Raw genomic sequence first — 17,351 nt, 5'->3', positions numbered from 1 at the left:
CCAGCCACGTGTGGCGCGCGCCACTCGCCAGGGGCGTCACAGCTCGGCCCTCTCCCCCGTCCACCTGTCGAGCGCGGTCACCGCACCGCCGCCACCAGCACCACCGCGACCAGGAGAAGGGACGAACCATGGAGACCTTGACCGTGCGACGCGTCATCGCAGCACCGATCGCCGACGTGTTCGCCTGGTGCGCCACGAGCACCAACTACACCCGCTCCCCTTACGTCCTCAAGGCCCGCCTGGCCCGGCCGGGCGCGGGGGCGCCGTACGGAGTGGGCGCGGTCCGGCTGCACACGTGGACCATCGGCTACTTCCGCGAGCGGATCACCGCCTACGATGCGCCGCACAGCTTCGACTACACCGTCGAGCGCAGCATCCCGGCGTCCCGGCACGAGTTCGGGCGCATGACCTTCACGGAGGTCGACGGCGGCACGGAGGTCGTCTGGACCACGAGGTTCGAAGTCCGCGTCCCCTTCGGCGCCACCCTCACCCGCCTCGCCAAGCCCCTCGTCACCCACGTCTTCGCCAACATCCTGACCACGGCCGCCAGGGCCCTCACGGGCCACCCGGCCGGCGGTCCTGGGCGTGGCCGGTAGCAGTTGCGGTCGCCGAGCGCGCAGAGGGTCCCGCCCGCTCTCCCGCCCCCCGCCTGGGCAGCCTTCGTCCGCGGGGTCAAGGCCTGAGCAGGGTGCGGGAGCGCAGCTCCCCCTTGACCACCTTCCCGCTCGCATTCCGCGGGAGCTCCCCCACGAACTCCACCTCCCTCGGCACCTTGTAATTCGCCATCTCGCGGCGCGACCACGCGATCAGGTCGTCCGCCGTCAGAGGTGAGTCGGGGCGGCGGACCACGTACGCCTTGCCCACTTCGCCCAGGCGCGTGTCCGGGATGCCGATCACCGCCACATCGGCGACCTCCGGGTGCAGGCCGAGCAGTTGCTCGATCTCCGCCGGGTAGGCGTTGAAGCCGCCGACGATGAACATGTCCTTGATCCGGTCGGTGATGCGGAGGTTGCCCGCGTCGTCAAGGACGCCGACATCTCCCGTGTGCAGCCAGCCGTCCTCGTCGATCGCCTTCGCTGTCTCCGGCTCGTCCTCGTAGTAGCCCCGCATCACGTTGAAGCCGCGTACCAGGACCTCGCCCGGCTCGCCCGGATCGGCCAGAACCCGTATCTCCGTGCCGGGTATCGCGCGGCCCGACGTCGAGGCGATGACCTCCGCCGGGTCGCCGCGGCGGCACATCGTGACGATGCCGCTCGCCTCGGACAGGCCGTACGCGGTGAGGACGGTGCCCACGCCCAGCTCGCTCCGCAGCCGTTCGACCAGGCGGAGCGGGACCACCGCCGCGCCGGTCACCACCAGCCTGAGCGCGCTCAGGTCGTGCTGGTCGCGGGCCGGGTGGTCCAGGAGGGACTGGTGCAGGGTGGGCGGGCCGGGCAGGACCGAGATGCGTTCGGCAGCGATGTTCGCGAGCGCGGTGTCGATGTTGAACACCGGCTGCGGCACCATCGTCGCGCCCCGCATCAGGCAAGCGATGATGCCCGCCTTGTAGCCGAAGGTGTGGAAGAACGGGTTCACGATCAGGTACCGGTCGCCCTCGCGCAGCCCCGCCAGCTCCGACCAGATCGCATAGCCGCGCAGGGTCTGGGCGTGGGTGATCACCGCTCCCTTGGGGCGCCCGGTGGTGCCTGAGGTGTAGATGATGTCCGAGGCCGCTTCCGGCTCGATGGCGTCCGCTCGCGCCACCACCTCCCTCCCCGAGATCCCCTCCCCGCCCGCCAGGAAGTCCTTCCACGTACGGAAGTTGTCGGGGGCGTCGTCCGAGAGGACCACCACCTGTTCCAGGTGCGGGAGCGAGGGCAGCGGGCCGGGGCCGGGTCCCTCGGCCGTCGCGCGGCGCAGCGAGGCCACGTACGACGTGCCCAGGAACGTGCCCGTCACGAACAGGATCTTCGCGCGGCTGCTTTCCAGGACGTACGCCGCCTCCGCGCCCTTGAACCGCGTGTTCAGCGGCACGAGCACCGCGCCCGCCGTCACCGCGCCGAGGGCCGAGACGACCCAGTCCGAGGTGTTGGGCGCCCAGACCGCGACCCGGTCGCCGGGCTCGACGCCGGCCGCCATGCAGGCGGCCGCCGCCCGCTCGACCCGGTCGCCGAGTTCCGCGTACGAGATGCGGCTCCGGCCCTCGACGACGGCCTCGCGCTCGCCGTACCGCGAGGCGGCGCCGCGTACCAGCTTCGCGATCGTGCCCCACTCCAGGTCCCCGCGCATCGCCCCCTGCACCGAAAGCCCCATCGAAAGCCCCTCCCATCCCCGGTAGCTGACTAACCGTCAGATTAGCTGTAGCCTCCTCCGCTGTCAGTACTGGTGACGCTCGTGGAGGTGGGGCCATGGCCACCCTGAAGGACGCGACAGCCATAGTCGGGATCGGGCAGACGCGCTTTGCCAAGCAACTGCCCGAGTCCGAGAAGGAGTTGGCGTGCCGAGCGATCGTCGCCGCGCTCGACGACGCGGGCATCAGCCCCGCCGAGGTGGACGCGTTCGCCTCGTACACGATGGAGGAGACGGACGAGGTCGAGGTCGCCAAGTCCATCGGCGCGGGCGACGTGACCTTCTTCAGCAAGATCGGATACGGCGGCGGCGGTTCCTGCGCGACCGTCGGCCACCTCGCCGCCGCGATCGCCACCGGACAGGCGAGTGTCGGGGTTGCCTGGCGGTCCCGGAAGCGGGGCAGCGGGCCAAGGCCGTGGAAGAACACGGCAGTTCAGCTTCCGACCCCGGCGCAGTGGACGCGCCCGTTCGGGCTGCTTCGGCCCGCCGACGAGATCGGCATGCTGGCTCGCCGCTACCTCCACGAGCACGGGGCCACCCGCGACCACCTCTTCAACGTCGCCCTCGCCTGCCGCAACCGCGCCAACCAGAACCCGGCCGCGATCATGTACGAGCGCCCGCTCACCCGGGAGATGTACATGACCTCCCGCTGGATCAGCGAACCCCTCTGCCTCTTCGACAACTGCCTTGAAACAGACGGTGCGTTGGCGTGCGTCATCGTCTCCGCCGAGCGGGCCCGCGACTGCCGGCACAAGCCCGTGTACGTGCACTCCGCCGCCCAGGGCCTGCCCGCCCAGCACCACGGCATGGTCAACTACTGGAACGACGACCCGCTGACCGGCCCCGCCTGGACCGCCGCCCGGCACCTGTGGAAACAGGCCGACTTCGGCCCCGACGACGTCGACGTGGCGCAGATCTACGACGCGTTCACCCCGCTCATCCCGCTCTCCCTGGAGGGCTACGGCTTCTGCGGGCGCGGCGAAGGAGCCGCCTTCACCGAGGGCGGCGCCCTGGAGATCGGCGGGCGGCTGCCCATCAACACCGGGGGCGGCGGCCTCAGCGAGGCGTACGTCCACGGGTTCAACCTCATCAACGAGGGCGTGAAACAACTGCGCGGCGTCAGCACCGCCCAGGTCCCGGACGCCGCCACCTGCCTGGTCACCGCGGGCGAGGGAGTCCCCACCTCCGCCATCCTGCTGAGGAGTTGAGAGATGCTTTCCCCTGTTGTGGACGACGACGGCGCCCCCTTCTGGGAGTACGCGGCCCGGGGCGAACTCCGCGTCCAGGCCTGCGCCGCCCCCGACTGCGGCCGGCTCCGCTTCCCGCCCCGGCCGTGCTGCCCGCACTGCCAGTCCTTCGACAGCGCGTGGTGCCGGGTGTCGGGCCGGGGCCGCATCTGGTCGTACGTCTTCCCGCACCCCCCGCTGCTCCCCGACTACGCGGCGCAGGCCCCGTACAACGCGGTGATCGTCGAGCTCGTCGAGGATCCGCTGATCCGGCTCGTCGGCAACGTGGTCGCCGAGCCGGACGCCACGCTCGACTCGGTCGATCCGGCCCGCCTGCGGATCGGCGCACGCGTGCAGGTCGCGTTCACCGAGGTCGACGGGATGACGGTGCCGCGCTGGCTCCTGGAGCGCGCATGAGCATCCTGGTGGAACGCGACAAGCAGACCGGCGCCGCGGTCGTCACCCTGAACCGGCCCGAGCGCCTGAATGCCGTGGACCTGGAAACGGCAAGTCAACTCTCCTTTGCTTGGCGGGAGTTGAGATTCGACGACACCGTACGGGCGGTCGTGCTGACCGGCTCCGGGGAGCGGGCCTTCTGCACCGGCATCGACCGCTCGGCCGAGGTACCGCAGCCCTCGTCGCCGTACTCCACCGACGATCCCCTGATCTCGATCGGCCCGAAGGCGAACGACCTGTGGAAGCCGGTGATCGCCGCCGTACGCGGGATGGCCTGCGGCGGGGCGTTCTACCTGCTCGGGGAGTCGGAGTTCGTGATCGCCGCCGAGGACGCGACGTTCTTCGACCCGCACACGACGTACGGGATGGTCAGCGCGTACGAGTCGATGTACCTGGCGCTGCGCATGCCGCACGGCGAGGCGGCCCGGCTCGCACTGATGGGGACGGCCGAGCGGATGTCCGCGCACCGGGCGTACGAGATCGGCTTCGTGAGTGAACTGACCGCGCCAGGAGGGGAGTTGACCGCCGCGCTGCGGTGCGCGGAAACCCTCGCGGGGTTTCCGACCGAGGCCGTCCAGGGCACGGTCCGCTCGCTGTGGGCCGCGAAGGAAACCACCCTCACCCAGGCCCACGCCCGCGCCCCGGGCTTCGTGGCCCTCGGCAACCTGCCCCCGGAACGACAGGCGGAGCTGTTCACGGGGCGGCGGTCCAAGGAGTTCCGGATACGGTGAGCCGGGCTTCCGGGGGTGGTGGGGCGGGGGCCACTGTGGCAGCCTCACCGCGCGGGCCGTGACCCGGCGGCGCCCCGGGGCTAAACCGTCGCCTGGACGGTGCAGTGGTTCACCTGGGCGACCAGGGCGGGCTTGCCCATCGCCATCTTGAGGGTCCGGCTCGCGTTGGGGCCCAGGGTCACCGAGGTGGTGGCCCGGTCGACGGTGGTGCCGGCGGAGTCGTAGAAGGTGACCACGACCTGGTAGCCGTGGCTGCCGCGGCCCGAGCCGGTGCTCACCCGCACCGTGGACGCGCCCTGCGTCGCGGCCGAGGCGCAGGTCGTGACGGACGCGGTGGCGCTGGGCGTGGTGCCGGACGAGCTCCTGCTCGACGAACCGGTCGTGCTGCCCGTGGTGTTGTCGTAGCCGGAGCCGTAGCGGTTGCCGTTGTAGCTACCGCCTCCGCTGCTGGTGCTGCTACTGCTCGTGCCGCTGCTGCTTGTGTCGCTCGCGCTACTGCTGCCGCCCGAACTCCCGTTGCTCTTGTGGGAGTTGGAGCAGCCGCCGCCGGAGCTGTGGCTCTTGCCGTGGCTGCCGTGACCGGAGAACCCGGTCAGCGCGAGCCCAAGCCCCACCGCCATGGCCGCACATTTCACTCCTCGACGGAACACCGTCGTACCCCCTCAGAAGACCGGACGGCACTTTAACAGCGGTTGACCAACCCCTGAGGGTGATCGAGCGTCGCCATCCGGCGCGGGGTTCGGCGATCCATCATCGCGCGGCGCGCTGGCCGGCGGTCCCAGCGGAGCGAGGTCGCGCCGGGTAGCGGGGTGGGCGCGCCCGGCGTAGCGTCGGCAGCGAGAGCCGCCCAGAAGGAGGGCCGCCGATGGTCCGCAACGTCCTCGGCTCGATCCTCGCTCTCGCCGGAGCGACGGCCGCCGTATGGAGCCCCTTCCGTGCCTGGTACGACGGCCGTCACGGCAGCACCTACCGCATCGACGACCTGTTCTCGGGCATCTCCGCCACCAAGGCGGAGGTGGCCGGCTCGATCCTGCTCCCCTTCGCCTTCGCGGCGCTCGTGACGCTGGTGGGCCTCGCGCTGCGCTCCCGCATCCTGGTCGCGGTCGCCGGGCTGATCACCATCGGCTTCACCGTCCTGTGGATGGTGCGGCAGGGGCAGGCGGCGGGCAGCCTCACCGTCGACTCCTCCGGCAAGGGGCTCGGGCAGGGCGTAGCCATGGCGCTCGGCGGCGGCTTGGTGCTGCTGCTCGCGGCGGGCCTGATGTCGGGGCGCCGCGGCGCCGAGCCGGAGCCCGAGCCGCACACGGTGGCGCCCTCGGTGGCGCCCACGTCGGACACGCCTTATGAGCGGCCATACGAGGCTCCGTATGAGCCCCAGCAGGAGCAGCCCCCGGCTGAGCCGCCCCCGCCCTCGCACGAGCAGCCCCGGCCTGAGCCTCCCCACTGGCCCCCTGAAGGCCCGCCCCGCCCGTGATGCCCTTGAGGGGTCAGTCGACGGGTCGCACCCCGGTCACCACGTTCGCGTACAGCTCATCCGAGGTGACGAGCCGGGCCCTCAGGCCCCCGGCGGACATCGCGGCCAGCGCGCCCGGCACCTGCCGCTCGCTGGTCTCCGCGAGCAGGGTGCCGCCCGGGGCGAGCCAGTCGGGGGCCGCCAGGGCGACGCGGCGCATGACGTCGAGGCCGTCCGAACCGCCGTCCAGGGCGACCAGCGGCTCGTGGTCGCGGGCCTCCGGGGGCAGCAGGCCGACCTCGCCGGAGGGGACGTACGGAACGTTCGCGGTCAGGATGTCGATGCGGCCGCGCAACCCGGGTGGCAGCGGCGCGAAGAGGTCGCCCTCGTAGACCCGTCCGCCGAGCGCGGCCACGTTGCGGCGGGCGCAGGCCACGGCGGCGGGCTCGATGTCGGCGGCGTGCAGCTCGGCCCCCGGCAGCGCCGAGGCGAGCGCGGCCCCGAGCGCACCCGACCCGCAGCACAGGTCCACGACGACGAGCGGACGCGAGGTGTCCGCCGCGGCAAGGGCCTGCTCGACCAGGAATTCGGTACGGCGGCGCGGCACGAAGACCCCGGCGTCCACGGCCACCCTGAGCCCGTGGAACTCGGCCCACCCCACGACGTGTTCGAGCGGCAGCCCCGACGCCCTGCGCTCCACCATGGCGGCGACCTCGGCGGAGTCCTTGGCCGAGGCGAGTATCAACTCGGCCTCGTCCTCGGCGAACACACACCCGGCGGCGCGAAGCCGATCGATGACGACGGACGGGGAAAGCGCCTCAACTGGCATACGGCACAAGCCCTTTCGGGTGCGGTACAGGGAACCCCCTCGGGGGCCCGGGACTGTGACATTGTGCGGCTCCGCCGCGATGGGGGTCCCCCTTGTTCATGGTTCATGGGGGTCCCCCTGGCCCTTGAGGCCTTGAGGGGAGAAGCCGAGAACTTGGGGGACCGACCAGCCACGCACGGTCCGCAGCAAAAGATCAGGCACCCCGCGCCTAGCGGGCTCCAGAAGTAGCAGTCCCCTTCACCGCGTCAAGCGCGTACACACACCTGTCCTTGCTGCACGCGTAGACGACCCCGCTGCGCACGACAGGGGATCCGGTGATCTCCCCGCCCGTGGCCAGCTTCCACCGGAGTTGGCCGCCCGCCGCGTCCAGGGTGTACAGGCAGTGGTCGGCCGAGCCGAAGTGGATGCGGCCGTCGGCGACGACGGGCGTGCCCACGACCTCGCCGCCCGCCGCGAAGCGCCACTTGGGGGTCGAGGTGACCGCGTCCAGGGTGTAGAGAGCGTTGCCGCTGCCCACGTGGATGTTTCCGTCGGCGACCAGGACCGGCTCGACGGAGTTGCGGGCCTCGGTGGCGATGCGCCAGCGGTCCTTGCCGGTGGAGGCGTCCAGGGCGTACACGGTGCCGAGGTAGTCGGCGAGGTACACGCCGCCGCCCGCCACGGCCGGGCCCGGCGCGAACGTCGGCGGGCACAGGAAGACCGCGGGGGCCTCGAAGTGCCAGCGCACGTGCCCGGAGGCGATGTCGATCGCCAGGACGCGGGTGCCCGCCGAGACGTAGACGTAGCCGTCCTGCGCGGGCGCGACCCGGACCGGGACGCCACCGCAGGAGGCCGCGTCGCCCACGGGATAGGACCAGCGCTCGACGCCGGTGCGCGCGTCCAGGGCGCGCAGCCGGGCGTCCTGCCAGACGTAGACCGTGCCGTCGTGGATGGCGGGCCCGGCCTCGGGGGTCTCGAAGTCGGTCTGGGCGCCGGCCGTCTCCCACAGCTTCTCGCCGTTCGCGGCCTCCCAGGCCTGTACGCCGCCGCCGCGGGTGCCGGTGACGACGGTGCCGCGGTCGGCCTTCAGGGAGTACACCCAGGCGTCCGTCGGCAGGCGCCACAGCTCGCCGCCGTCGGCCGCGTCCAGGGCGTACAGGGTGGGCCCGTCGGAGGCGTGGATGCGGCCCGCCTCGACGGCCATCGCCCAGGCGACGTCGCGCGTCTTGAACTGGCGGCGGCCGGTGCCCACGTCAAGGGCGTGCACTTCGAAGGACGTCACGTACAGCAGGTCGCCCGCGACGGCCGGCGTGCCCCACACGTCGTTCGACATGCGAAAACGCCAGGGGCGCCAGCGTCCGGGGGCCTCGGGCGGGTGCGCCGGGGGCGGCACGGGGGAGGCCTGTGCGCCGTTCGCGCCGGGCCTGCGCACCCAGCCGGTGGCGGGCCCGGCGTCGACGGCGACGCGGGAGGCGTCGGCGGCCCGCGGGCCGGGGCCGATCGGCACCTTGGCGCCGGGCAGCCGCACCGGATCGTCGGCGTGGACGGGCGGGTAGGTCACGGAGGAGCCGCCGTGCCGAGGCGCGTACGGGGGCTCGGCCGGGCGGGGCGGCGCCTGCGGCCCGGACCGGCTGGAGCGCGGGGCGGAGCTCGGCGAGGGGTCGGCGGGCTTGGCGACCTTCATGCGGCCGCCGCCCCTGCGCTGCTCGATCATGGCGACGGAGCGCGGCGGCAGCCAGGCCGACGCCGTACCGCTGTCGTCCGAGCCCGAGGCGAAGAGGTGGGGCGCGAGCTGGGCCTGGAGGTCCTCGGGGGACGGCCGGTTCGGGTGCTCCATCTGCATGCAGGACTCGATGAGCGGGCGCAGCTCATCCGGCAGGCCGGTGATGTCCGGGCCCTCGCGCAGCAGCATGAACACGGTCTCGACGGGGTTCGCGCCGTGGAAGGGCGCGTGCCCGGTCGCCGCGAAGACGAGGGTCGAGCCGAGCGAGAAGACGTCCGAGGCGCCGGTGACGCTGCGGGAGTCCTTGGCCTGCTCGGGCGACATGTAGGCGGGGGTGCCCACCGCCACGTTCGTCATGGTCAGGCGGGTGTTGGAGACCCCGGACGCGATACCGAAGTCGATCACTCGGGGCCCGTCCTCGACGACCAGGACGTTCGACGGCTTCAGGTCGCGGTGGACCAGGCCCGCGCCGTGGATGGACTGCAGGGCCTCCGCGATGCCGGCCGCGAGCCAGCGCACCGCCTGGGCCGGGAGCGGCCCGCACTCATTCACTATTTCTTCGAGGGAGGGCGCCGGTACGTAGGCGGTGGCCAGCCACGGCACGGGGGCGCGCGGGTCGGCGTCGACGACGGCGGCGGTGTAGAAGCCGCTGACCGCGCGGGCCGCCTCCACCTCGCGGGTGAAGCGGACCCGGAAGAGCTGGTCCTCGGCGAGCTCGGTGCGCACCGTTTTGATGGCCACGCGGCGGCCGGAGGCCGAGCGCGCCAGATAGACCAGCCCCATGCCGCCGGCACCGAGCCGTCCCAGCACCTCGAAGGGGCCGATCCGCCTCGGGTCGTGCTGCGTCAGCTGCTCCACTTGCCTGCCACCTCCCCGTACGGGCCGTGCATGAATTCGGCCCCGTGCAGCGTCTCACGCGGCACCCCGATTCTCCCTGTCGGAGGTGGCCGGTGGCCAACCCGGGTCGAGACCGGGATGTCTCCCCCCGATCCGGGACACCCCGGACATGGCCGCGCGCGGTTCGGACGCAGGCTCCTCCACGGGCTCCTACGTGCCCGAACCCTGCAGAACGGCGAAGGCGGCGCCCTGGTTGTCGTTGAGGACCGCCATCCGCCCGTACGGAATGTCGAACGGTTCGGCGGTGACGCGGCCGCCCAGACGGGTGCAGGCGGCGGCGACGGCGTCGCAGTCCTCGACGCTGAAATAGACGAGGAAGTGGTCGGGCAGGGCCTCGGGGAAGGCGTCGGACATCAGGCTGCGGCCGCCGATCGCGTTGTCGGGCCCGGGTTCGGCGCCGGGCAGCGACCAGGTGCGGAAGTCGGCGCCGATCTCGTCGGGGCTGCCCGGGTCGCCGCCCTCGTAGCCGAAGACGGACTCGTAGAACGCGTCGGCCTGGTCCTTGTCCCGGGTGTACACCTCGGTCCAGCAGAACGATCCCGGCTTGCGGGTCAGCTCGAAGCCGGCGTGCCGCTCACCCTGCCACAGGCCGAAGACGGCGCCGCCCGGATCGGCGGCGAGGGCCATCGTGCCGTACGGCGGAACCGGCAGCGGGTCGGTGATCACCTGGCCGCCGGCCTCGCGGATGCGGGCGGCGAGCGCATGGGCGTCGGGGGTGGCGAGGTAGACGGTCCAAGAGGTCGGCATGCGGCCGTCCCGCTTGGGGCGCAGGGCCGCGACGCGCTTTCCGTCCTTGAAGGCGTTGGTGTAGCCGCCGTACTTCCCGTCAGCCTTCCGGTCGATCCTCCCCTCGGCCCTTCCCTCGGACCTCCCCTCGGTGTCCTCGTCGAAGGTCCATCCGAAGAGCTCCCCGTAGAACCGCTTGCCGGCCGCGAGATCGGACAGCGAGGCGTCGGCCCAGCACGGCGCGCCTTCCGGATATCCGCCCATGCGCCTGATTCCTTCCTGAGGTGCCCCTGTCGTGGGGCCGTATCGGGGTCAAATTAACGACCCATCACGTCCGATGTGGTCGCGCAATTCGAACATATGGCCAGATTTCAGTGCACGGCGGGGCGGTGGGCCAAGTCCCGCACGGCTTGTCCACCAAAGTTGTCCACAGGGTGTTGATAACACCATTCGAGTGGCCGGACGGGCTGGAGGCGTCGAGAAGGCCGGTGTCCGAAAGCCGACGGCGGACGGCAGGCGGCACCGGACACCGGCGGGCGGACGACCCGGCACACGACGAGACTCGACGACCGGCCCCATGGACGGTCAGGGGACGGCCAGGGGCGGTCACCGGATGCCCGATGGACAGTCGACGCACGGTCACCCGGGGCGACCGATTCCCCGTGCTCATCAGTACATACCGTCCCCGGGCCCCCATTTGCACTCGGCCGAATCGCGCTCCGATCACCCCTCGGTAAGCTGACGGCATGACAGGACAAGTACGCACCGTCGACGGCCGCGTGGCCGGCCGACGCGGCCAGGCGACACGGCAGAAGCTGCTCGACTGCCTCAGTGAGATGCTCAGCTCCTCGCCGTACCGGGACGTAAAAGTCATCGACGTGGCCCGGAAGGCGGGCACTTCACCCGCGACCTTCTACCAGTACTTCCCCGACGTCGAGGGCGCCGTCCTGGAAGTCGCGGAGGAAATGGCCAAGGAGGGCGCCGGGTTGACCGCTCTGGTCGAGGGCCGCTCCTGGGTGGGGCGGGCAGGCTGGCAGACGGCGGAGGAGCTCGTGGAGGGCTTCCTCGACTTCTGGCGCAAGAACGACGCGATCCTGCGGGTCGTCGACCTGGGCGCCGCCGAGGGCGACAAACGCTTCTACAAGATCCGCATGAAGATCCTGAACTCGGTCACCAACTCCCTTACGGACGCGGTCACCGAGCTCCAGTCCAAGGGCAAGGTCGACAAGGACGTGAGTCCCGCGGCGATGGCGGGCTCGCTCGTCGCGATGCTGGCGTCGGTGGCCTCGCACCAGAAGGGCTTCCAGACCTGGGGCGTCAAGCAGGCCGAACTCAAGCCCAATCTGGCCCTGTTGGTCCACCTGGGCATCACGGGCAAGAAGCCGACGAAGTAGCAGGAAGCACGTCGGCCGATATCCGAGCCCAAGTCCTGTCGCGCCGACGGCGGTTCACCCCCTTCCCGGGGCGACCGCCGTCGGCGTTCCCGTATCGGAATCCCGTCTCAGGCGTCGCGTCGCTCCAGGCGGAAGAGCCGGATCTCGCGCTCGATCCTGGCCTGGTAAGTGGCGTACGGCGGCCAGAACTTGAGGGCCGCCGCCCAGACCGCGGCCCGCTCCTCACCCTCCAGCAGCCGGGCCCGCACCGCGATGCCCCGGCCCTTCCAGCTGATCTCCGCGTCCGGGTGGGCGAGCAGGTTCCCGGTCCAAGCGGGATGGCCGGGACGCCCGAAATTGGACCCGATCAGCACCCAGGTGCCGGTGTCCTCCTCCGGCATGCAGGCCAGCGGAGTGGTGCGCGCAAGCCCGGACTTGGCACCGCGTGCGGTCAGTACGACGCCGGGCAGCATCTGCGCGCTGAGGATGACCCTGCCGCGGGTCAGGCGGTGTACGGCGCGGTCCATCGCGGGGATGAAGTGCGGGGCGATCCTCGCGAACGTACGGGTCGAGGAGACCTTCTGCATGAGCCGCACCCCGGGTGCGGTTCTGGTGGGGGCGGGGCTCACGCCGTCGCCTCCGCCGGGGCGGGGCCGAACAGTCCGGCCTGGTCGGCGGCGTGGCCACGCAGGCGGTGCACGGGCCCGAAGAGCAGCTCGTCGGCGGCGGCCCGCTTGAAGTACAGATGCGCCTCGTGCTCCCAGGTGAAGCCGATGCCGCCGTGCAGCTGAACCGCCTCCGAGGCGGCGGAGCGCAGCGCGTCCAGGCCCTGGGCGAGCGCGAGGGCGCCCGCGCCGGGATCCCAGGCCGCGTAGTACGCCGCCGATCTGGCCGCCTGCACCTGGACGTACAGGTCGGCGAGCCGGTGCTTGACCGCCTGGAACGACCCGATGGCCCGCCCGAACTGCTCGCGCTCCTTGACGTACGCGACGGTCCGCTCCAGCGCCTCGGCGGCGGCCCCGACGGCCTCGGCGGCGAGACAGGCGGCGGCGGTACGCCCGGTGGCGGCGAGGGCCTGATGAACATCGGGATCGAGGGAGTCGTCGAGCCCCAGCAACTCCCCTTCCACATCCCGGAGTTGCACGCGGGCTTGCGTGCGCGTCTCGTCCAGGGTGGTCTGCCGGGTGCGCCGCAGCCCGTCCGCTTCGCCGCGTACCAGGAAGAGGAGGGTGCGGCTGCGGGCGAAGCCGCCGGTGTGCGCGGGGACGAGCAGCAGGTGCGCGCTGTGCCCGTCGAGCACCTGGGCGGCCTCGCCGTAGAGACGCCAGGTGCCGTCCGGCATGCCCTTGGCCTGGACGCCGCCGGCCCGGCCGCCCCCGGCCCACTCGCCGTCCGCGTTCGCGCCGGTGAGCCCGAGCGCGAGGGCGAGGCTGATGCCGGGCACGGCGAGGGTGGCAGTCCGCTCGCCCCGGGCGATGAGCGGGAGCAGGGCGGATTTCTGCGCGTCGGTGCCGAGGGCCGCGATGAGTGGGGCGGCGAGTACGGCGGTGGCGAGGAGCGGGGACGGCAGCAGGGCGCGGCCGGTCTCCTCGCAGGCGAGGGCGAGTTCGGTGGTGGTGCAGCCGGCACCCCCGTACTCCTCGGGCAGCGCGAGCCCCGGAAGCCCGAGCTCGCCGGCGAGCCGCCCCCAGAGCGCGGCGTCGTGACCGACCGGGGTGCGCGCGGCGCTCTTCACGTCCTGTGGGCCGCAGTGCTTGGCGAGCAGTTCGTGCAGGGTACGGCGGATCTCGTCCTGCTCCGCGGTGAAGGCGGCGTCCATCGTCGAGCTCCTCCCCCAGAGGCGAGGCCTCTGATCTGACGGGCCGTCATGTTAGGGGCGGGGGGTGGAGATGCACAGGGGTGGGGGCGGGGGGATTGGGGCCTTGCCGCGGGGCGGGGCCGTGGATCGACCCTGCCGCGGGTCGGCCGCTTGACGTGAGGGTGCCGGCTGCCCAAGGGCGGCCCGGGCCCCGGGGGGCGAACGGGTCGCGGTTCCCTGCATCCCTAAAGTCGGGGTTCCCCCGCATCCCCAAACCCGCTCTCACCCTCAGGCCGTGGGTGGCTGGTCGTGCCCGCGCGGCGGAGCCGCAAATGTCACAGCCCCGCGCCCCTAGCGGGATCGTGCTGGCTCAGGTCAACATCCTCAGCCTGTCCGGCGATTGAGGACGAGCGCCCTTAAGGCGCGAACGGGGTCTGGGGCGGAGCCCCAGGATCGGCCACCGGGCCGCGGCCGAACGACAACCCCCGGCGGGTCTAGGGAAGGGGCGGGGTGGGGGCCTCCCCGGCGGGGCGGCCGGACGCAAGCCGAACTACGGCCCGGAGGCCCGAATCTGATGTACCGTCAGATTCATGTCTTCGCCCTCAACCACCCAGCACCGCAAGGTCGCCGTCGTAGGCGTCGCACTCTCCGACACCGGCCGCGTGGACGACGTCACCCCCTACGCCCTGCACGCCCAGGCCGCCCGGCGCGCCCTCGCCGACTCGGGGCTCGACCGCTCGGTCGTCGACGGGTTCGGCTCGGCCGGGATCGGCACGCTCGCGCCGGTGGAGGTCGCCGAATACCTGGGGCTCCGCCCCACCTGGGTCGACTCGACGGCCGTCGGGGGTGCCACCTGGGAAGTCATGGCCGCGCACGCCGCGGACGCGATCGCCGCCGGGCACGCCAACGCCGTACTCCTGGTGTACGGCTCGACCGCGCGCGCCGACATCAAGGCGGGCCGCCGCACCTCGAACCTCTCCTTCGGCGCCCGGGGCCCGCTCCAGTTCGAGGTCCCGTACGGCCACACGCTGATCTCCAAGTACGCGATGGCCGCGCGCCGCCACATGCATCAATTCGGCACCACCGTCGAGCAGTTGGCCGAGGTCGCCGTGCAGGCGCGGGCGAACGCGGCCACCAACCCGGACGCGATGTTCCGCGACCCGATCACGGTGGACGACGTGTTGTCCGGCCCGATGATCGCGGACCCGTTCACCAAGCTGCACTGCTGCATCCGCTCCGACGGCGGCTGCGCGGTGCTGCTCGCGGCGGAGGAGTACGTACCGGACGCGGCCAAGTCGCCGGTGTGGGTGCTTGGTTCGGGCATGTCGGTCTCGCATACGACGATGTCGGAGTGGGAGGACTTCACGGTGTCCCCGGCGGCGACCTCGGGCCGGCTCGCCTTCGAACGGGCGGGGGTGCGCCCGGCGGACGTGGACGTGGCCGAGATCTACGACGCGTTCACGTACATGACGTTGGTGACGCTGGAGGACCTCGGGTTCTGCGCGAAGGGGGAGGGCGGGGCGTTCGTGTCGAAGGGGCGGCTGCTGCGGGACGGCGAGCTGCCGGTGAACACGGACGGGGGTGGGCTGTCCGCGTGCCATCCGGGAATGCGGGGGTTGTTTCTCCTGGTGGAGGCGGTGCGGCAGTTGCGGGGGGAGGGGGGTGCGGGGCAGGTGTGGAAGAGCGGGGGGAGGTTGCCGGAGGTGGGGGTGGTGTCGGGGACGGGGGGGTGGTTCTGCTCGTCGGGGACGGTTGTACTGGGGCGGGGCTGAGCGACTGCGGCTCCGCCGCGCGGGCGGGCGCGGGCACGCAAGGCGGCCGCGGGGTCGGCGAGCCGTTGAGCGGCACGGGTGGGCCGGGAGGTTCCGGGGCCGGCGGGCCCGGCGGCCGGAGAATGGCCCGCATGGAATTCCACGAGTTTCTGCACACCCTCCGCGTCTGGGACGTAGACCTTCCCCGCTTCGACCCCGACACCGCGCCCGCCGCCCCTCTCCCCCTCTTCCAGGAGTGGCTGATGCACGCCGCCGGGGCGGGGCAGGCCGAGCCGCACACCATGTCGCTCGCCACGGTCGACGAGGAGGGGCGGCCCGACATCCGCACCCTCATGCTGCACGACGCCGACGCCGACGGCTGGCACTTCGCCTCGCACTCCACCAGCGCCAAGGGGCGCCAGCTGGCCGCCCGCCCCGTCGCCGCGCTCGGCTTCTACTGGCCCGCGGTGGGCCGCCAGGTCCGGGTGCGCGGCGCCGTCACCCCGGCCGGTCAGGCCGCCTCGCAGGCCGATCTGCACGCCCGCTCGACCGGGGCGCTCGCGGCGGCCCTGGTCGGCAGGATGAGCGAAGTCCTCGATGATTGGCGGGAGTTGGAGGCTGTCTCCGCCTCGGCGTGGGAGCGGGCGCACGCGGATCCCCGCACTCCCGTCCCCACCTGGACCAGGTACGTACTGAAGCCGACCGAGGTCGAGTTCTTCCAGGGCGACGCCCAGCGCCGGCACGTACGGCTGCGGTACCGCCGCGAGGCTTCCGCCTGGACCAGCGAACTCCTCTGGCCGTAGGGACACACGACCAGGGACGACCGTCAATCGGGGGTGAGGGGGCTTTGGCCGGGGAACCGCGGGAGCGACTAGTCCGTCGCAAGCCGCGCATGAAGATGCAGGTCACGGAACGCATCCCGGCGCTGGGCCTCGAACATGGCCCCCCGCAGCGTCCCCTCCGCCGCATACCCGCCCCGCTCCGCCACCCGGCACGACGCCTCGTGCCCCACCGCGTGCCCCAGCTCGATGCGGTGCAGGCCGACCTGCTCGAAGGCCCAGCGCGTGAGCAGGTCCAGAGCATGGCCCGCCACGCCGCGGCCCCTCGCTTCGGGGAGCGTCCAGTAGCCCACCCGGCCGCAACGCAACGGCCAGTCAACCGAGTTGAGCCCTACGTGCCCGAGCACTGCCCCGCTGGCCTCGTCCGTGACGCAGTACGTGGCGAACTCGCTCCGCGCCCACCCCAACGCCCGCAGCCGCAGCAGTTCGGCCGCTGCCGCCTCGTCCTCGACGGGGGCGTTGTGCGTGTTCCAGCGCAGATACTCGGGGTCGGTCACACCGCGCAGCAGGGTCTGGACATCGTCGTCGCGCCAGGTGCGCAGGCGCAGGCCGTGACCGCGCAGGTCGGCGGGTATGAGTTGGAGATCCATGGCGCCATTCAACCTCCGCACATCACTGGGAGGCCGGGAATTACGGCGACCACGTGTCCACGCGGGCACGCACGCGGTCTCGATCGGACCCGTGACGCTGCCCTCCCACCCAGCCCTCCCGCCCCTGTCGTGGCAGACCCGACCCCGGTAGGAAGGAGGGGAGTTGTGTTTTCCTCCGCCCTACCGAACCCGCGGAACCGCTGAACCTGCGGAACCCGTGGACCCTGCGGAACCCGTGAGCCTGCCGAACTAGCTGAACTCGCCGAACCTGCCGACCTTGCTGAACCTGCCGAGCTTGCCGAACCTGCCGAACCTGCCGAACCTGCGGAAGAGGATCCATGCGCGCTGAAGGCAACGCCCGACAACCGGCGGCGTCCGGGGAGCTGAACGGCCGCGCACCGCGCCGTACCCCCTCGGCCACCGGACCCGTCGGCGACGCCGGGACGCCATCGGCCACGCTCCTGGCCCTTCAGAGCGGAGTCGGCAACGAGGCTGTCGTGCAGATGCTCCGCGCGGCCGGGCACCCCGGTGCACAAGAACGGCATCAGCACGGTGCCGGCTGCGGGCATCAGCAGGCCGAGGAGCCGCAGGTGCAGCGGTCCGCCGTGCATGACGTGCTGCGGTCCGGCGGCCGCCCGCTCGACAGCGCGAC

General features: G+C 72.2%; 16 protein-coding genes and 1 pseudogene. 9 read left to right on the top strand and 8 right to left on the bottom strand.

Translation table 11 applies throughout. From position 1 onward, the window contains the following. The first annotated feature begins 128 nt into the window (after window positions 1–128). Complete coding sequence (locus tag ACWC2B_RS29720; protein ID WP_450721939.1) at window positions 129–596, top strand: SRPBCC family protein; 468 nt, start codon at window positions 129–131, stop codon at window positions 594–596. A gap of 76 nt (window positions 597–672) precedes the next feature. Here the strand turns inward: ACWC2B_RS29720 and ACWC2B_RS29715 are convergent, their stop codons facing one another. After that, window positions 673–2,268, bottom strand: coding sequence for a FadD3 family acyl-CoA ligase (locus ACWC2B_RS29715; protein WP_450722054.1), 1,596 nt, complete (start codon window positions 2,266–2,268; stop codon window positions 673–675). Between the two features lie 119 nt (window positions 2,269–2,387). Here ACWC2B_RS29715 and ACWC2B_RS29710 point away from each other — a divergent pair, with 119 nt between their 5' ends. The 3 genes from ACWC2B_RS29710 to ACWC2B_RS29700 are packed head-to-tail and all read left to right on the top strand — an operon-like array spanning window position 2,388 to window position 4,741. Then, window positions 2,388–3,536, top strand: coding sequence for a lipid-transfer protein (locus ACWC2B_RS29710; protein WP_450721937.1), 1,149 nt, complete (start codon window positions 2,388–2,390; stop codon window positions 3,534–3,536). Window positions 3,537–3,539: 3 nt separating this feature from the next. Further along, on the top strand, window positions 3,540–3,971 hold the full coding sequence (locus ACWC2B_RS29705; protein ID WP_450721935.1) for a Zn-ribbon domain-containing OB-fold protein: 432 nt from the start codon (window positions 3,540–3,542) through the stop codon (window positions 3,969–3,971). Beyond that, on the top strand, window positions 3,968–4,741 hold the full coding sequence (locus tag ACWC2B_RS29700) for an enoyl-CoA hydratase/isomerase family protein (RefSeq protein ID WP_450721933.1): 774 nt from the start codon (window positions 3,968–3,970) through the stop codon (window positions 4,739–4,741). The genes ACWC2B_RS29705 and ACWC2B_RS29700 overlap by 4 nt, the downstream gene beginning before the upstream one ends. A gap of 80 nt (window positions 4,742–4,821) precedes the next feature. On the opposite strand, the gene ACWC2B_RS29695 is transcribed toward ACWC2B_RS29700, so the two are convergent. Then, a complete protein-coding gene (locus ACWC2B_RS29695) occupies window positions 4,822–5,361 on the bottom strand; it encodes a hypothetical protein (RefSeq protein WP_450721931.1) in 540 nt (179 codons plus the stop codon). A gap of 245 nt (window positions 5,362–5,606) precedes the next feature. On the opposite strand from ACWC2B_RS29695, the gene ACWC2B_RS29690 reads away from it, so the two are divergent. After that, entirely contained in the window at window positions 5,607–6,215 is a 609-nt protein-coding gene (locus ACWC2B_RS29690; RefSeq protein WP_450721929.1) for a hypothetical protein, read from the top strand. A 13-nt stretch (window positions 6,216–6,228) separates the two neighbouring features. Here the strand turns inward: ACWC2B_RS29690 and ACWC2B_RS29685 are convergent, their stop codons facing one another. The 3 genes from ACWC2B_RS29685 to ACWC2B_RS29675 all read right to left on the bottom strand — a co-directional run bounded on the left by ACWC2B_RS29685 (window position 6,229) and on the right by ACWC2B_RS29675 (window position 10,612). Beyond that, a complete protein-coding gene (locus tag ACWC2B_RS29685; RefSeq protein WP_450721927.1) occupies window positions 6,229–7,023 on the bottom strand; it encodes a putative protein N(5)-glutamine methyltransferase in 795 nt (264 codons plus the stop codon). Window positions 7,024–7,231: 208 nt separating this feature from the next. Beyond that, window positions 7,232–9,583 carry an outer membrane protein assembly factor BamB family protein gene (locus ACWC2B_RS29680; RefSeq protein ID WP_450721925.1) on the bottom strand — a complete coding sequence of 784 codons (2,352 nt, stop codon included), beginning with the start codon at window positions 9,581–9,583 and terminating at the stop codon, window positions 7,232–7,234. Between the two features lie 189 nt (window positions 9,584–9,772). Further along, window positions 9,773–10,612, bottom strand: a complete 840-nt coding sequence (locus ACWC2B_RS29675; protein WP_450721923.1) for a VOC family protein — start codon at window positions 10,610–10,612, stop codon at window positions 9,773–9,775. 482 nt (window positions 10,613–11,094) lie between these two features. Between ACWC2B_RS29675 and ACWC2B_RS29670 the strand changes: the two genes are divergently transcribed. Beyond that, the gene (locus ACWC2B_RS29670; protein WP_450721921.1) at window positions 11,095–11,742 is read left to right on the top strand and encodes a TetR family transcriptional regulator; all 648 of its coding nucleotides are present in this window, start codon (window positions 11,095–11,097) and stop codon (window positions 11,740–11,742) included. Window positions 11,743–11,849: 107 nt separating this feature from the next. Here ACWC2B_RS29670 and ACWC2B_RS29665 read toward each other — a convergent pair whose 3' ends face one another. Both ACWC2B_RS29665 and ACWC2B_RS29660 read right to left on the bottom strand, forming a co-directional pair. Next, window positions 11,850–12,308 (bottom strand): nitroreductase/quinone reductase family protein, encoded by a 459-nt coding sequence (locus tag ACWC2B_RS29665; protein ID WP_450722052.1) that lies wholly within the window; start codon window positions 12,306–12,308, stop codon window positions 11,850–11,852. Window positions 12,309–12,346: 38 nt separating this feature from the next. Continuing rightward, window positions 12,347–13,540, bottom strand: a complete 1,194-nt coding sequence (locus ACWC2B_RS29660; protein ID WP_450721919.1) for an acyl-CoA dehydrogenase family protein — start codon at window positions 13,538–13,540, stop codon at window positions 12,347–12,349. A 569-nt stretch (window positions 13,541–14,109) separates the two neighbouring features. Here ACWC2B_RS29660 and ACWC2B_RS29655 point away from each other — a divergent pair. Both ACWC2B_RS29655 and ACWC2B_RS29650 read left to right on the top strand, forming a co-directional pair. Next, the gene (locus tag ACWC2B_RS29655; protein WP_450721917.1) at window positions 14,110–15,291 is read left to right on the top strand and encodes a thiolase C-terminal domain-containing protein; all 1,182 of its coding nucleotides are present in this window, start codon (window positions 14,110–14,112) and stop codon (window positions 15,289–15,291) included. A gap of 131 nt (window positions 15,292–15,422) precedes the next feature. Next, the gene (locus ACWC2B_RS29650) at window positions 15,423–16,073 is read left to right on the top strand and encodes a pyridoxine/pyridoxamine 5'-phosphate oxidase (RefSeq protein WP_450721915.1); all 651 of its coding nucleotides are present in this window, start codon (window positions 15,423–15,425) and stop codon (window positions 16,071–16,073) included. Between the two features lie 68 nt (window positions 16,074–16,141). On the opposite strand, the gene ACWC2B_RS29645 is transcribed toward ACWC2B_RS29650, so the two are convergent. Continuing rightward, complete coding sequence (locus tag ACWC2B_RS29645; protein ID WP_450721913.1) at window positions 16,142–16,699, bottom strand: GNAT family N-acetyltransferase; 558 nt, start codon at window positions 16,697–16,699, stop codon at window positions 16,142–16,144. Window positions 16,700–17,037: 338 nt separating this feature from the next. Between ACWC2B_RS29645 and ACWC2B_RS29640 the strand changes: the two are divergent. After that, window positions 17,038–17,351: pseudogene (locus ACWC2B_RS29640) on the top strand (DUF4157 domain-containing protein); the annotation flags it as partial.

The sequence above is a fragment of the Streptomyces sp. NPDC001415 genome (assembly GCF_053597395.1).
This window is presented reverse-complemented; position numbering and strand designations above follow the sequence as displayed.